The following is a 15,408-nucleotide window of genomic DNA, read 5'->3' as shown; positions in this document are numbered from 1 at the left end:
GACCCTATCCTTGTTCAGACTGTCCGAGGCATGATGAGCCAGTCGCGACCGGCCAAATCGGGCAAGGACAAGAACCCGCTCAGCCTTGCCATACGATCCCTGCGCACGGCTTTTGTCGGCGTCGGCCTGTTTAGTTTCGCCATCAATTTGTTGATGCTGACCGGGCCGATGTTCATGCTGCAGGTCTATGACCGCGTGCTGACGGCGCGCTCGGTGCCGACGCTGGTGGCTTTCTTTGCACTGGTGGTCGGGCTCTATCTGTTCATGGGCGTGTTCGACTTTTTGCGGACCCGCATTCTGTCGCGCTCCGGCTATTGGCTCGACCAGCGGCTTGGCGCGCTCACCTTCCGCACCTGGGTGTGTCAGGGCGTTGCCGGTCGGCCCGAGGCCGGCAGGCCGATTCAGGATCTCAACGCGGTGCGGGCGTTTCTCGGCAGTTCCGGCCTGCTCGGCTTTTTCGACATGCCATGGATGCCGTTCTATCTCGCTTTCGTCTTCTACATGCATCCCTATCTTGGCTTCCTGTCGCTCGGTGGCGCTGTCGTGGTGACGGCACTGGCGCTCGCCAACGAAATGCTCACAAGGCGCCATCTCGGCCGCGCTGCCGCCATCGAGGGGCTGGAAAGCCGGTTCGTCGAGCAGAGCAATCGCAATGCCGAGACGATCCTGTCGATGGGCATGCTTGGCCATGTCGGCCGCCAGTGGCTGCTGATGCATGGCGAAAGTGCGGAACGGGCACAGGCCGGCTCGGAGAATTCCGAAATCTTTGCCGCCATCTCCAAGGCGGTTCGCATGCTTCTGCAGTCGGCCAATCTGGCGCTCGGCGCCTGGCTGGCCATCCAGCAGGAAATCTCGCCGGGCATGATCGTGGCCTCATCCATTATCTCCGGCCGCGCGCTGGCTCCGGTCGATCAGGTGATCGGGCAGTGGACGGGCATCGTGCGCGCCAGGCTTGCCTACAGGCGGCTCACCGCGCACCTGGACAAGGCCGAGACCGCGCAGCCGCCCATTCAACTGCCTGAGCCGAAGGGCAACCTGCAACTGCGCAACGTCACCAAATATGCGCCGGGCCAGGCTGCCGAAGCCCCCGGTGGCCGGCGCGTCATCCTCAGTCAGATCAGCTTTGCGCTCGAGCCCGGCGATGGGCTTGGCGTCATCGGGCCGAGCGCTTCGGGTAAATCGACGTTGGCGCGGCTGCTGGTCGGCGCCTGGATGCCGGATACGGGATCGATCCGGCTCGACGGCGCCTCGATGGAACAGTGGGACACCGAGGCTTTGGGCCGCTTTGTCGGCTATCTGCCGCAATCGGTTGAACTGCTGGCTGGCACAGTGCGGCAAAACATTGCCCGTTTCGATCCGGACGCACAGGACGCCGACATTATCCGTGCCGCTCAGACCGCTGGCGTGCACGAGATGATCCTGCGTCTGCCCGAAGGCTACGCCACGACAATCGGTTACGGCGCGACGCCGCTTTCCGGTGGACAGATCCAGCGCATCGGGTTGGCGCGAGCGTTGTTTCGCATGCCGAAGCTGGTCGTTCTTGACGAACCGAACGCCAATCTCGATGCCGATGGCGATACCGCCCTGACCGCGGCGATCGAGCATATGCGAGCAGCCGGGTCGGTGGTGATCGTCATGACGCACCGGCCGAGCGCGATAGCCGCGGTCAACAAGGTGATGATGCTGTCGAACGGAGCCGCGGTCGAAATGGGCGACAAATCCGAAGTGCTGCGCAAGGTGACGCGCACGGCCTGACAAGGTCTGGATTCGATGGGATGAAGCGATGAGTGACCAAACGCAAACGAGCGGCAAGCCGCGCACCAGTTACCGGACATTTATGGTCACCGGTCTGGCGGCCTTCCTTGTTTTGTTCGGGGGCGTTTTCTTCTGGATGGCTTACGCCTCGATCTCGGGCGCGGTTATCGCTTCCGGCACGATCATCGTCAGGGGCAAACCGAAACTGGTGCAGCATCTCGACGGCGGCATCATCAAGGATATTCTGGTCAAGAACGGCGACATCGTGAAAGCCGGAGACATTCTGGTCAGGCTGGACGAGACCCTGCTCGACGCCAACCTCGAAATCTACCGCAACCGTCTTCGCGAGGGACTGGCGCGCAAGGCGCGGCTGGAAGCGGAGCGCGATGATACCGAGACCCTGACCTACGACGAAACCGTCATGCGCCTCACCGGCGTCAACGACGACGGCGGACATCGCCATGGGCAAGAGCGGCTGTTTCAGGCACGGCGATTGAGCCGCATCGGCCAGATCGAGCAGCAACGAGAGAAGATCAATCAGTTCGGCAATCAGATCACTGGTGTCCAGGGCATGGTGAAGTCGAAACGGGAGCAGCTCGACTATATCGTCAGGGAACTCAACGGCATCAAGAAGCTGCGCGACCAGGGACTGGCGCCGGAGACGCGCGTGCTGGCGCAGGAAGCGCGCCGTGCCGACCTGGAAGGGCAGATCGCCGAGAGCCAGGCAGATCTCGCCCGCATCGAGAATTCGATCCGCGAGACCGATATCGCCATCCTGCAGATCGACCGCGAGTTCCAGGAGCAGGTGCTGTCGGAGCTGCGCGAAGTGTCGACGCAGGTCGATGATCTCGTTCAGCAGATACTGGCCACCAACAAGCAGCTGGAGCGCATCGAGATCAGGGCGCCCGTCAACGGCATCGTCCATGAGCTCAACGTCTACACGATCGGCGGCGTCGTGCCGCCCGGCGGTACGCTGATGCAGCTCATTGCCACCGACCAGGGCATGGATCTCGAGGTCAATGTCGAGCCGCGCTCCATCGACCAGCTGCACACCGGGCATAAGGCGCTGATCCGCTTCCCGGCATTCAACCAGCGCACGACACCGCAATTGTTCGGCACGATAGACATGATTTCGCCGTCCACGATCGTCAACGAAAAAACCGGTGTCGCCTTCTACCGGGTCGGCATCAGCGTGCCGCCCGACGAGATGGCGAAACTGGGCGACCTCACATTGTTGCCCGGTATGCCCGCTGAAGCGTTTATCGAGAGCAATTCCCGCACAGTGATGGGGTTCATTTTCAAACCCTTGTCAGACAGCATCCGCCATGCATTCCGGGAACAATAGCTTGCCTCACTGCTGTGCGAATTGGCTTTGAAGAAACAGTCCTGCTGCCAGCATAGACACGGTCGAACTCGACGACGGCGCCCCGCCTCGGCCTGACGTGTAACGCAAAATAGCAGTTGGTCGAGAGCGCGAGGCCTGTCGAAAAGTTGCCTTGCGGTCTGGCAGTGGCGTCGACGCATCAGGGAATCCGCCTTTACCCGGTCGATGATCCCGCATTGCACAATCTCCCCGCTTCGACATATTGGAGGCATGGTCCGCTCCTCACTCGCCGTCCTGGTGATCGACGAAAATCGCATCCGTGCCTCGATCATCGAGGCAGGCTTGCGCGAGGCTGGGCATGAGCGGGTGACTGTCATTCATGACGTGACCGGCATCGCACGCCGCATTGCCGAGATCGAGCCGGATGTCATTGTCATCGATCTCGAAAATCCGAACCGCGACATGCTGGAAAGCATGTTCCAGCTTTCACGCGCTGTTAAGCGGCCGATCGCGATGTTCGTCGACCGCTCCGACCAGGCCTCGATCGAGGCGGCGGTCGATGCCGGCGTGTCGGCCTATGTCGTCGACGGCTTGCGGCAGGAGCGCGTCAAGCCGATCCTCGACATGGCGGTCAGTCGCTTCAACGCTTTCTCGCGCATGGCGCGCGAACTGGAAGAGGTTCGCGGCGAACTCGAGAACCGCAAGGTGATCGATCGCGCCAAGGGCATATTGATGAAGTCGCGCGGCCTGACGGAAGAGGCCGCCTACACGCTGTTGCGCAAAACGGCGATGAACCAGAACCGCAAGATCAGCGACATCGCCCAGAGCCTGGTGACCGCCGCCGGGCTGCTGGGACCGATGGAGGACGAGTGAGCATGACTGCGCCGCATCAGATCACCGCCGGCTTTATGCCGCTTTTCGACAGCGCTGTGCTCGTAGCCGCCCGTGAGTTGGGTTTTGCCGCCCGCGAAGGGCTTGAACTCAAGCTGCAGCGTGAAACATCCTGGGCCAACATCCGCGACCGCATCGCCATAGGCCATTTCGATGTCGCTCATATGTTGGGACCGATGCCGCTTGCCTGCTGCCTGGGTCTGACGCCGCTCGCCTCCGAGATCATCGTGCCATTCTCATTGGGCCTGGGCGGCAACTGCGTCACCGTCTCCAACGCGGTCTGGGGCGGCATGGCGGCACATGGCGCCGAGCCGGATCTCGACCCGGCGCGCGCCGGAGCAGCGCTTGGCGCATTTATCCGCGAGCGGGCGGCAGCCGGCCGGGAACCGCTGCGCTTCGCCGTCGTGCACCCGCATTCCGGGCACAATTACGAACTGCGCTACTGGCTTGCCGCCTGTGGCATCGATCCGCAGCGCCAGATCGAGATCGTCATCGTGCCGCCGCCCTTCATGGCCGATGCGCTGGCCACCGGGCGCATCGACGGCTATTGCGTCGGTGAACCCTGGAACAGCGCCGCGGTTGCCGCCGGGATCGGTCATATCGTCACCGTCAAGGCGCTGCTGTGGCGCAACAGTCCAGAGAAGGTGATCGGCGCGCGCAAGGCCTGGGCGGAGGAAAATCCGGAGGCGCTGGCGGCGCTTCTGAGAGCGCTGCATCATTCCGCCCGCTGGTGTCAGGATGCGGCAAACCGAGGGGATCTTGCCGCGTTGATGGCTGAGCCCCGCTTCCTCGGCCAACCGCCCGCGATCCAGATGCCTGTCCTCACCGGACATCTCCAGCTTGGCGGCGGCGCGGAGCGGGGCGTCGAGGATTTCTTCGTGCCCTTCGACAAGGCGGCGAACTTTCCCTGGAAGAGCCATGCGCTGTGGTTCTACACGCAGATGGTGCGCTGGGGCGACATCGCGCACACGCCGGAAAACCTCGCCATCGCCAGGGATTGCTACCGGCCCGACCTCTATCGCGCGGCGCTGAAGCCGCTCGGCGTGGCGCTGCCCGGCGCCAACGCCAAGGTCGAGGGCGCGCTTAAGGCGGCGACGCCGGTCGGTTCGGCGGGTGCCAGCCTTGTGCTTGGTCCCGACGGTTTCTTCGACGGCCAGATCTTCGATCCCGACGAGATCGACGCCTATATCGCCGGGCAGAAACACGCTGGTTCCTTGGCGCAGTAGTTCCGAAGTGCCGGGGTGGCGGATCGCCAATGCGCAAGTAGATCAGTTAAAGGCAACTTTGGTGTGCTATATACGCTGCGTTCTCGGGCGGATACGAGATCGATGGATCAGGAAAGACTTCTAGCCGCAGTCCTTTTGGCTGATGTCGTGGGCAGCACGCCCCTCTATGAGCGCATCGGCGACGATGCCGCTCTGCAGCAGGTTTCGGATTGCCTGGACGCGATGCGCGAGATCGTCGCCCGGAACGGCGGTGATTTCATTTACTCGAAGGGCGATGACGTGCTCAGCCTGTTCGAGAGGCCGGAGGCGGCGCTGAGGGCCGTTCGCCAAATTGGCGGCCAACTGACGAAAGGGCCGTTGAGCGCCCGGATCGGATTGCATTTCGGGGCGGTCATTCGCGCGCGGGGCGCAATCTTCGGTGATGTTGTCAATGTCACCGCAAGGTTGTCCACCACGGCGAACCCCGGGGAGGTCCTGATCAGCCAGAGCTTCTTCGAAGCCCTTTCCGCGGGCAGTCGCAGTACCTTGCGGCTGCTCGACAAAATGGCCTTCAAAGGGAAGCAAGAACTCTTCGATGTCTATACTCTGGGGAGCGGCGATCGAACCCTCAGCACGCAGATCACCAGCCGGGGCACCATTATCGATACGCGCTCCGCCCAGCCGCCGCAGATCAAGCTGGTCATCCGCTATGGAGATCAGTTGCTATCCTGTCGAAACAACGGATTCGTGACCATCGGCCGATCTCCGGAATGCAATATCGTCGTCCAGCGGCCCTGGGTCTCAAGGCACCACGCGACCTTCACCATTTCGAATGGAAAAGCCCGGCTTGTCGAACGAAGCTCGTCGGGCACATTTGTGTCGATGGGACCCGGCGATGAAGTATTCGTACGCCGCGAAGATATTCTCCTCTTCGGCTCCGGCGTCATCTCGCCTGGAATGAGATCGTCCCTCCGCGACGCCCAGGTTCTTCATTACGAAATTATCTCAGACTGACCCCGCCGGACCGTTGGCGGCGACCGGCTGAAGCGGCTGCGACAGACATGGATCCCGGGGTCTTCGCGGCGGAGCTTCCCTCCCGCTTCGCGCTGGGACAACGAAGTTGCGAGGCGCCTGATCATTTCAGCGCCATTCTTGTGCATTGCACAAAATTTGTGCGCACTGCTTACCCTTTTGATTAACGTTTGACCGTGTGGGCGGCAACTCCGCACGACGCCAGAAACATGTATCACATTGATTTTATTAAGAAATCATAATCAATCCAAAACTGGCACGGTTCCTGCTTTGAAATAGTCAGGCCCTTAGCGGGTCACGGAACAGGCGTCCAATGGCGGGCGCCACAGGCAAAGCTGCCGCTCAGGTCTACACGCGATCCCGGATGTACGGACGCGAGGCCTGGACGGCAGCTTTTTTGTTTTGGGCCAGCGCCCTCGCGTTCAACCGGAGACGACGATGAAGAAGACGATGAAGCAATGGATCGGGACGGGCACGTCGCTCAAGGATGTGACGCGTCGCGATTTTCTTGTCAGCAGTGCCATGACCGCAGGTCTGTTCATAGCGGCTCGCAAGCTCTTCCCCTCGGGCGCCTATGCCGCCACGGTTGCTCCGGAAGTCACCGGCGCCAAGCTCGGCTTCATCGCCCTGACCGATGCGGCACCGCTGATGATCGCCAAGGAGAAGGGGTTGTTCGCCAAACACGGAATGCCCGATGTCGAGGTGCTGAAGCAGGCCTCATGGGGAGCGACGCGTGACAATCTGATGCTCGGCGGCGAAGCCAACGGCATCGACGGAGCCCACATCCTGACGCCGCTGCCTTACCTGATGCACACCGGCAAGGTGACGCAGAACAACCAGCCTATGCCGATGGCGATCGTTGCGCGGCTTAACTACGACTGCCAGGGCATTTCGGTGGCGCAGGAATATGCCGCTACCGGCGTCGGCCTTGATGCTTCCAAGCTGAAGGATGCCTTCGCCGCCAAGAAGGCGGCCGGCAAGGAGGTCAAGGCCGCCATGACCTTCCCCGGTGGCACTCACGATCTGTGGCTGCGCTACTGGCTGGCTGCCGGCGGCATCGATCCCGACAAGGACGTCTCGACCATCGTTGTGCCGCCGCCTCAGATGGTCGCCAACATGAAGGTCGGCAACATGGACGTGTTCTGCGTCGGCGAGCCGTGGAACGAACAGCTCGTCCACCAGGGCGTCGGCTTCACCGCTGCCACGACAGGCGAGTTGTGGAAAGGCCATCCCGAAAAGGCGCTCGGCCTGCGCGCCGAATTCATCGACAAACACCCGAACGCCACCAAGGCGATCGTGATGGCCGTGATGGAAGCGCAGCAATGGTGCGAGGCCAAGGAGAACAAGGACGAGATGGCCGCCATCATCGGCAAGCGGCAGTGGATGAACGTGCCTGTCGCCGACATTATCGGCCGCCTCAAGGGCGACATCAACTACGGCAACGGCCGCGTCGCCACCGGCACCGACCTCTATATGAAGTTCTGGAGCGGCGGCGTCTCCTATCCTTTCAAGAGCCACGACAGCTGGTTCCTCGCTGAAAACATCCGTTGGGGTAAGTTCGCGCCGACCACCGACATCAAGGCGCTGGTCGATCAGGTCAACCGTGAGGACATTTGGCGCGAGGCGGCGAAGGATCTCGGCGTCGCAGCGGCCGATATTCCGGCCTCGTCGTCGCGCGGCGTCGAGACCTTCTTCGACGGCAAAATCTTCGATCCGGCCAACCCGTCCGCCTATCTCGACAGCTTGAAGATCAAGGCATCCGCCTGATCGCCGGCGCCAGTGCCCCAAGGAGTTTTTCCCAGACATGTCGATTCAGACTATCGAGGACACAACGGTGAAGGCGTTCCCCGCGAAGCCGGCGGAGGTCATCGCCTTCACCGCCAAGGCGCTGCGCCGCATTGATCCGATCGTGATCGCCGGCAAACTGGCCAGTGCGCTGGTGCCGCCGGTCATCGTCATCGCCTTCATGCTGGTCGTCTGGCAGATCGCCTGCTCGTCGCCGACCGCCAGCCTGCCGCCACCCAGCCAGGTGTGGAACGAGGCCTATGATCTGATAGCCCATCCGTTCTTCAACAATGGCCCGCAAGATATCGGGCTGGCGTGGCGGGTGCTGATTTCGCTGCAGCGTGTCGCCATCGGCTTTGGCCTTGCGGCGATCGTCGGCGTCGCGCTCGGCGCGCTGGTCGGCCAGTCGATCTGGGCAATGCGCGGTCTCGATCCGGTGTTCCAGATCCTGCGCACCGTGCCGCCGCTGGCCTGGCTGCCGTTGTCACTCGCTGCCTTCCGCGATTCCAGCCCGTCGGCGCTGTTCGTCATCTTCATCACCTCGATCTGGCCGATCATCATCAACACCGCCGTCGGTGTGCGCAACATCCCGCAGGATTACCGCAACGTCGCCCGCATCCTGCGGCTCAACCAGTTCGAGTTCTTCGTCAAGATCATGGTGCCGGCGGCTGCACCCTACATCTTCACCGGCTTGAGGATCGGCATCGGCCTGTCCTGGCTCGCCATCGTCGCCGCCGAAATGCTGACCGGCGGCGTCGGCATCGGCTTCTTCATCTGGGACGCCTGGAACTCGTCGCGGCTGCCCGACATCATCGTCGCGCTCGCCTATATCGGCGTCACCGGCTTCTGCCTCGACCGCCTGGTCGCTGGCGTCGGCGCCTTCGTCACCCGCGGCACAACGGCAAAGTGAGGAGAGGGCGATGAAGGCCTATCTGAAGCTCGACCATATCGACAAATCCTTTGCCCGCGGCAGTCAGGTCAGCGAGGTGCTGAAGGACATCAGGCTGACCATCGACAAGGGCGAATTCGTCTCGATTATCGGTCATTCCGGTTGCGGCAAGTCGACCTTGCTGAACCTGATCGCCGGGCTGACCAAGGTTTCCGCCGGCGCCGTGCTGCTCGAAGACAAGGAGGTCGACAGCCCCGGACCCGAACGCGCCGTGGTGTTTCAGAACCATTCGCTGCTGCCGTGGCTCACCGTCTATGAGAACATCAGCCTGGCGGTATCGAAAGTCTTCGGTCGTTCGAAGAGCAAAGCCGAGCGGCATGACTGGATCATGCGCAATCTCGACCTCGTGCAGATGGCGCATGCCAAGGACAAGCGGCCGGCGGAAATTTCGGGCGGCATGAAGCAGCGCGTCGGCATTGCGCGTGCACTCGCCATGGAGCCAAAAATCCTGCTGCTCGATGAGCCGTTCGGCGCACTCGATGCGTTGACCCGCGCCCATCTGCAGGATGCGGTGATGGACATCCATTCCAGGCTCGGCTCGACGACGATCATGATCACCCATGATGTCGACGAAGCGGTGCTGCTTTCCGATCGCATCGTCATGATGACCAACGGTCCGGCGGCGACCATCGGCGAGGTGCTTGCCGTGCCGCTCGCCCGGCCGCGCCGCCGCGTCGAACTCTCGTCCGACCGCACCTTCCTGCGCTGCCGCGAGGCGGTGCTGAAGTTCCTCTACGAACGCCACCGCTTCGTCGAAGCCGCGGAGTAACGCCATGAGCGAAAAACTCGTCATCATCGGCAATGGCATGGCCCCCGGGCGCATGCTGGAGCACCTTTTCGAGCAGGCACCCGGGCGCTACCAGGTCACCATCTTCAACGCCGAGCCGCGGGTGAACTACGACCGCATCATGCTGTCGCCGGTTCTGTCCGGCGAAAAGGCCTATGAGGAAATCATCATCCATGGCGACGGTTGGTACATCGCCAACAACATCACCCTCTACAAGGGCCACAAGATCGTTGCCATCGACCGGACGGCGAAGACCGTAACGTCCGATCACGGCGTCACCGAGCCCTACGACAAGCTCGTCATCGCCACCGGCTCGGTGCCGTTCATCATTCCGGTGCCCGGTCATGATCTGCCTGGCGTGCTGACCTATCGCGACCTCGACGACGTGCAAGCCATGATGCTTGCCGCCCAGTCGCGCGCCAAGGCCGTTGTCATCGGCGGCGGCCTGCTCGGACTCGAGGCGGCAGCAGGTTTGAACGCCCAAGGCATGGACGTCACCGTACTGCATGTCATGCCGACGCTGATGGAGCGCCAGCTCGATCCGGCCGCCGGCTATCTCCTGCAGCGTGCCGTCGAACAGCGCGGCATCAAGGTCATCACCAAGGCCAACACCCGGGCGATCACGGGCAACGGCAAGGTCGGCCAGGTCGAGCTTGCCGACGGCACCATCATTCCGGCAACGCTCGTGGTCATGGCGGTCGGCATCAGACCGAATTCGATGTTGGCCAAGGAGGCTGGCATTGCCGTCAATCGCGGCATCGTCGTCGATGCCGGCATGCGCAGCAACGATCCCGATATCTACGCGCTCGGCGAATGCGCCGAGGTCAACGGACAGGTCTACGGGCTGGTTGCGCCGCTCTACGAGATGGCGCGCGTTGCGGCCCGCCAGCTTGCCGGCGACGAGGCAGCCGCCTTCGTCCATATGGACACGCCGACCAAGCTCAAGGTCACCGGTATCGACCTGTTCTCGCTCGGCGACTTCGCCGAAGGCGAGGACCGCCAGGAGATCGTGCTGCGCGACGCCGCCGCCGGCGTCTACAAGCGCCTGGTGCTGAAGGACGATCGCATCATCGGCACCGTGCTCTACGGCGAGACGGCTGACGGCGCCTGGTTCAACGACCTGAAGAAGAAACAGACCGACATATCGGAGATGCGCGACACGCTGATCTTCGGCCAGTCCTATCAGGGGGGTGCCCCGCTGGACCCTATGGCGGCCGTTGCAGCCTTGCCGGATGATGCGGAAATCTGCGGCTGCAACGGCGTCTGCAAGGGCAAGATCACAGCTGCGATTTCAGGCAAAGGCCTGACCTCGCTCGACGATGTCCGCGCCCACACCAAGGCCTCGGCCTCCTGCGGCTCCTGCACCGGGCTGGTCGAAAAGCTGATGGTGTTGACCATCGGCGACAAATACAACCCGGCAGCCGTACAGCCGATGTGCGGCTGCACCACGCTCGGCCATGACGAGGTGCGCCGGCTGATCATCGCCAAGAGCCTGAAGACCATTCCGGCCGTCATGCAGGAGCTGGAATGGACGACCTCCTGCGGCTGCGCCAAATGCCGGCCGGCGCTCAACTACTATCTCGTCTGCGACTGGCCGGATGATTACGCCGACGACTACCAGTCGCGCTTCATCAATGAGCGCGTCCACGCCAACATCCAGAAGGACGGCACCTATTCGGTGGTGCCGCGCATGTGGGGTGGCGTCACCAATGCCGCGGAACTCCGCGCCATCGCCGATGTCGTCGACAAGTTCGAGATCCCGATGGTCAAGGTCACCGGGGGACAGCGCATCGATATGCTCGGCATCCGCAAGGAAGACCTGCCGGCGGTGTGGGCCGATCTCGGCCAGGCCGGCTTCGTCTCCGGCCATGCCTATGCCAAGGGGCTGCGCACAGTGAAGACCTGCGTCGGTTCGGACTGGTGTCGCTTCGGCACCCAGGATTCGACGGGGTTGGGCATCCGCATCGAGAAGTTCATGTGGGGCTCGTGGACCCCTGCCAAGGTCAAGATGGCGGTGTCGGGCTGCCCGAGGAACTGCGCCGAGGCAACCTGCAAGGATGTCGGCGTGATCTGCGTCGACTCTGGCTACGAGATCCATTTCGCTGGCGCCGCCGGCCTCGACATCAAGGGCACCGAGGTGCTCGGCCTTGTGAAGACAGAAGACGAGGCGCTCGAACATATCGTGGCGCTGACGCAGATGTATCGCGAGCAGGGCCGCTATCTCGAGCGCATCTATAAATGGGCCAAGCGCATCGGCATCCCCGAGATCAAGCGCCAGATCATGGACGATGGCGACAAGCGCAAGGCCTATTACGATCGCTTCGTCTTCAGCCAGAAATTCGCCCAGGTCGACCCGTGGTCGGAGCGCGTCTCCGGCAAGGACAAGCACGAGTTCAGGCCGATGGCCTCGGTCGGGTTTGCGCAGGCGGCGGAGTGATGGAGATGAACTGGATTGCAATCGGCACCATCTCCGACATCCCCCGCCGTGGCGCGCGCTGTGTCGACACGCCGGAAGGCAAGATCGCCGTCTTCCGCACCGCTGACGATCAGGTCTATGCCATTGACGACCATTGCCCGCACAAGGGCGGGCCGCTCAGCCAAGGCATCGTGCATGGCACGGCGGTGACCTGTCCCCTGCACAATTGGGTGATTTCGCTGGAGACGGGCAGGGCGCTCGGCGCCGATGAGGGCGCGGTGCGCACCATTCCGGTGCGGATCGAAGGCGAGCACCTGTTCATCGCGCTGGAAGCGCTGGCCAGCCGCGCGGCCTGAATCATGGAAATCGACGCAGCACGCGAGGTGAGGACCACCTGCCCCTATTGCGGGGTGGGTTGCGGCGTGCTGGCGAAGGTCGCCGCGGACGGTGAAATCAGCGTCCGCGGCGACCCCGATCATCCCGCCAATTTCGGCCGGCTTTGCTCCAAGGGCTCGGCCCTGGCCGAAACCATCGACCTCGATGGCAGGCTGCTGTACCCAGAAATCAACGGTCGCCGCGCCGGTTGGGACGAGGCGCTCGACCGCGTCGCCTCGACCTTCTCGCAAACCATTGCCGAGCACGGTCCGGACTCGGTCGCCTTCTATGTCTCCGGCCAATTGCTGACCGAGGATTACTATGTCGCCAACAAGCTGATGAAAGGTTTTGTCGGCTCGGCCAACATCGACACCAATTCGCGGCTGTGCATGGCCTCATCGGTGGCCGGCCATCGCCGCGCCTTCGGCTCCGACACCGTTCCGGGCACGTACGAGGATCTTGAGCTCGCCGACCTGATCGTGCTGGTCGGCTCCAACCTCGCCTGGTGCCATCCCGTGCTCTACCAGCGCATCGCAGCTGCCCGTGAAAAACGGCCAGAGATGAAGATCGTGCTCATCGACCCGCGCCGTACCATGACCGCTGACATCGCCGACATGCATCTGGCGATCGCACCGGATGGCGACGTCGCTTTGTTCACCGGGCTACTCGCCTGGCTCGGCCAGCACAACGCGCTCGACCGCGGCTACATCTCGGCGCACACGGCCGGTTTCGGCCAGGCGCTTTTTGCCGCCTCGAAACTCGACCTTGCCGGTGTCGCCGCCGCCACCGGCCTCAGCGAGGATGAGCTTGGCCGCTTCTACAGCCTGTTCGTGGCCACCGCGAAGACCGTCACCGTCTACAGCCAGGGCGTCAACCAGTCGTCTTCGGGGACAGACAAGGTCAATGCCATCATCAACTGCCATCTCGCCACCGGCCGCATCGGCAAGCCTGGGGCAGGGCCGTTTTCGGTGACCGGCCAGCCCAACGCCATGGGCGGCCGCGAGGTTGGCGGCATGGCCAACATGCTGGCCGCCCACATGGAGATCGAAAACCCCGAGCACCGTGACCGCGTGCAGCGCTTCTGGAATGCGCCGGCCGTTGCGCAAAAGCCGGGCCTGAAGGCAGTGGAAATGTTTCAGGCGCTGGCCGACGGGCGCATCAAGGCACTGTGGATCATGGCCACCAACCCGGTCGATTCCATGCCGGACGCCGACGCCGTCGAAGCGGCGATCAAGGCTTGCCCGTTCGTCGTGGTGTCGGACGTGCTGGCCAAGACCGACACGGTCCGCCATGCCCATGTGCGGCTGCCCGCCGCCGCATGGGGCGAGAAGGACGGAACCGTCACCAATTCCGAGCGCCGCATCTCGCGCCAGCGCGCGTTTCTGCCTTCGCCAGGCGAGGTGAGACCGGACTGGTGGATCGTCGCCGAGGTGGCGCGGCGGATGGGGTTTGGCGAGGCGTTTTCGCACGAGGCGCCGGCGGAGATTTTTGCCGAGCACGCGGCGCTGTCCGGTTTCGAGAATGATGGCGCTCGGGATTTCGATATTGGCGCTTATGGTGAAATGGACGCGGTGGCCTACGAGGAGTTGGCGCCCTTCCAATGGCCAATGCCGAGCCAAGGCACCCCCCTCTGGCCTGCCGGCCATCTCCCCCGCAAGGGGGGAGATCAGCCTGCACCCCGGCCTTCGCCAATGTTTGGCGTTGCAGAACAGGCGGCGAGCCCGACGCTGCCAATCTCCCCCCTTGCGGGGGAGATGTCCGGCAGGATAGAGGGGGGTGCTCAAGCTCGACGTCTGCCAGAGCAAGCCGAATGTGGCCCCTCCACTCGCTTCTTCGCCAACGGCAATTTCTACACCCCCGACCGCAAGGCGCGCTTCATCGCTATCCGCCCAACCGTCGAAAACCGCACCAGCCCGGACTATCCACTCATCCTCAACACCGGCCGGGTCCGCGACCACTGGCACACGATGACGCGGACCGGCAAAAGTCCACGCCTGTCCCAGCACATCGCCGAGCCCTTCGTCGAAATCCATCCGGCGGATGCACAGCAACACGGTATCGGCGACGCCGACATCGTGCGTGTCTCCAGCCCGCGCGGCGAGGTGCTGGTGCGCGCAATGATCACGTCCCGCCAGCGCCGTGGCAGTCTGTTCGCGCCGATGCATTGGACCGACCAGTTCGCCGCCAAGGGCCGGCTCGACGCGCTCACCGCGCCGCTGACGGATCCTGTTTCCGGCCAACCCGCCTTGAAACACGTCGCGGTTCGGCTTGAGAAATTCGCCGCAGAAGCGTTTGGCTTCGCCGTGACGCGGCGACGTCCCGAGGCGATCGACGCCGACTACTGGGCAGCAGCCCGCTGCAAGGGCGGCTGGCGGGTCGAACTCGCTTTTGCCGACGGCGACATCGACTGGGCAGGTTTCGCCCAGTCCCTGTTCGGCGCGCCGCCGGAAACCGAAATGCTCGCTTATCACGACCGCGACGCGGGCCAGCACCGTATCGCCGCCTTCGATGACAAGCACCTCGCCGGGGCCTTGTTCGTTGCGCCCGGCCCGGTTGCGGTATCACGCGGCTGGGCAGCGCAACAGCTCGAGGAGGTGCACGCCAGCCAGCGCGAACGCTTCCGCGTCGTCGCCGGCCGTGCTGGCGTCGAACGGCCAGATGCCGGTGCGATCGTCTGTTCCTGTTTCGGCGTCGGGGTCAACCAGATCGCCACGGCTGCTGCGGCCGGCTGCACGACCGTCGATGCCATCGGCAGCCTACTGAAGGCCGGCACCAATTGCGGCTCCTGCCGGGCCGAAATCAGGGCGATCATCCAGGTCAATCGGGTTCAGGCCGCGGAGTAGATGCGCGTCCGTTCTTGGACTGCCGATGCCTTCAAGCTTCGTGCTT

At 63.3% G+C, this 15,408-nt stretch carries 11 protein-coding genes; all 11 read left to right on the top strand.

The window, feature by feature from the left end; genetic code table 11:
• Positions 1-33: 33 nt before the first annotated feature.
• The 11 genes from AC1DYC_RS11895 to AC1DYC_RS11845 all read left to right on the top strand — a co-directional run bounded on the left by AC1DYC_RS11895 (position 34) and on the right by AC1DYC_RS11845 (position 15,362).
• Entirely contained in the window at positions 34-1,755 is a 1,722-nt protein-coding gene (locus AC1DYC_RS11895) for a type I secretion system permease/ATPase (RefSeq protein WP_477406480.1), read from the top strand.
• Between the two features lie 28 nt (positions 1,756-1,783).
• Entirely contained in the window at positions 1,784-3,100 is a 1,317-nt protein-coding gene (locus AC1DYC_RS11890; protein WP_477406478.1) for an HlyD family type I secretion periplasmic adaptor subunit, read from the top strand.
• Positions 3,101-3,349: 249 nt separating this feature from the next.
• Entirely contained in the window at positions 3,350-3,952 is a 603-nt protein-coding gene (locus AC1DYC_RS11885) for an ANTAR domain-containing response regulator (protein WP_477406476.1), read from the top strand.
• Positions 3,953-3,954: 2 nt separating this feature from the next.
• Positions 3,955-5,196, top strand: a complete 1,242-nt coding sequence (locus tag AC1DYC_RS11880; RefSeq protein ID WP_477406474.1) for a CmpA/NrtA family ABC transporter substrate-binding protein — start codon at positions 3,955-3,957, stop codon at positions 5,194-5,196.
• Between the two features lie 102 nt (positions 5,197-5,298).
• Positions 5,299-6,189: an adenylate/guanylate cyclase domain-containing protein gene (locus AC1DYC_RS11875; RefSeq protein WP_477406472.1), complete on the top strand. Its 891-nt coding sequence runs from the start codon at positions 5,299-5,301 to the stop codon at positions 6,187-6,189.
• A gap of 456 nt (positions 6,190-6,645) precedes the next feature.
• On the top strand, positions 6,646-7,974 hold the full coding sequence (locus AC1DYC_RS11870; RefSeq protein ID WP_477406470.1) for a CmpA/NrtA family ABC transporter substrate-binding protein: 1,329 nt from the start codon (positions 6,646-6,648) through the stop codon (positions 7,972-7,974).
• Positions 7,975-8,011: 37 nt separating this feature from the next.
• Positions 8,012-8,902 carry a nitrate ABC transporter permease gene (gene ntrB, locus AC1DYC_RS11865; protein WP_477406468.1) on the top strand — a complete coding sequence of 297 codons (891 nt, stop codon included), beginning with the start codon at positions 8,012-8,014 and terminating at the stop codon, positions 8,900-8,902.
• Positions 8,903-8,912: 10 nt separating this feature from the next.
• Positions 8,913-9,710, top strand: a complete 798-nt coding sequence (locus tag AC1DYC_RS11860) for an ABC transporter ATP-binding protein (RefSeq protein ID WP_477406466.1) — start codon at positions 8,913-8,915, stop codon at positions 9,708-9,710.
• 4 nt (positions 9,711-9,714) lie between these two features.
• Positions 9,715-12,165 (top strand): nitrite reductase large subunit NirB, encoded by a 2,451-nt coding sequence (nirB, locus tag AC1DYC_RS11855; RefSeq protein WP_477406464.1) that lies wholly within the window; start codon positions 9,715-9,717, stop codon positions 12,163-12,165.
• Complete coding sequence (nirD, locus tag AC1DYC_RS11850; RefSeq protein WP_477408271.1) at positions 12,165-12,500, top strand: nitrite reductase small subunit NirD; 336 nt, start codon at positions 12,165-12,167, stop codon at positions 12,498-12,500. The genes nirB and nirD overlap by 1 nt, the downstream gene beginning before the upstream one ends.
• A gap of 3 nt (positions 12,501-12,503) precedes the next feature.
• Positions 12,504-15,362, top strand: a complete 2,859-nt coding sequence (locus AC1DYC_RS11845) for a molybdopterin-dependent oxidoreductase (RefSeq protein WP_477406462.1) — start codon at positions 12,504-12,506, stop codon at positions 15,360-15,362.
• Positions 15,363-15,408: the final 46 nt, after the last annotated feature.

This window comes from Mesorhizobium sp. P2_E7 (assembly GCF_056403855.1).
The sequence above is the reverse complement of the archived record's forward strand: the minus strand, read 5'-3'. Positions and strand labels throughout refer to the sequence as shown.

Excerpts from the sequence above, each read along its gene's own strand:
- AC1DYC_RS11845 (WP_477406462.1), top strand. The coding sequence starts at position 12,504 with ATGGAAATCGACGCAGCACGCGAGGTGAGGACCACCTGCCCCTATTGC.
- AC1DYC_RS11890 (WP_477406478.1), top strand. The coding sequence starts at position 1,784 with ATGAGTGACCAAACGCAAACGAGCGGCAAGCCGCGCACCAGTTACCGG.
- AC1DYC_RS11895 (WP_477406480.1), top strand. The coding sequence starts at position 34 with ATGAGCCAGTCGCGACCGGCCAAATCGGGCAAGGACAAGAACCCGCTC.
- AC1DYC_RS11860 (WP_477406466.1), top strand. The coding sequence starts at position 8,913 with ATGAAGGCCTATCTGAAGCTCGACCATATCGACAAATCCTTTGCCCGC.
- nirB (WP_477406464.1), top strand. The coding sequence starts at position 9,715 with ATGAGCGAAAAACTCGTCATCATCGGCAATGGCATGGCCCCCGGGCGC.
- AC1DYC_RS11870 (WP_477406470.1), top strand. The coding sequence starts at position 6,646 with ATGAAGAAGACGATGAAGCAATGGATCGGGACGGGCACGTCGCTCAAG.
- AC1DYC_RS11880 (WP_477406474.1), top strand. The coding sequence starts at position 3,955 with ATGACTGCGCCGCATCAGATCACCGCCGGCTTTATGCCGCTTTTCGAC.
- AC1DYC_RS11885 (WP_477406476.1), top strand. The coding sequence starts at position 3,350 with ATGGTCCGCTCCTCACTCGCCGTCCTGGTGATCGACGAAAATCGCATC.
- ntrB (WP_477406468.1), top strand. The coding sequence starts at position 8,012 with ATGTCGATTCAGACTATCGAGGACACAACGGTGAAGGCGTTCCCCGCG.
- AC1DYC_RS11875 (WP_477406472.1), top strand. The coding sequence starts at position 5,299 with ATGGATCAGGAAAGACTTCTAGCCGCAGTCCTTTTGGCTGATGTCGTG.
- nirD (WP_477408271.1), top strand. The coding sequence starts at position 12,165 with ATGGAGATGAACTGGATTGCAATCGGCACCATCTCCGACATCCCCCGC.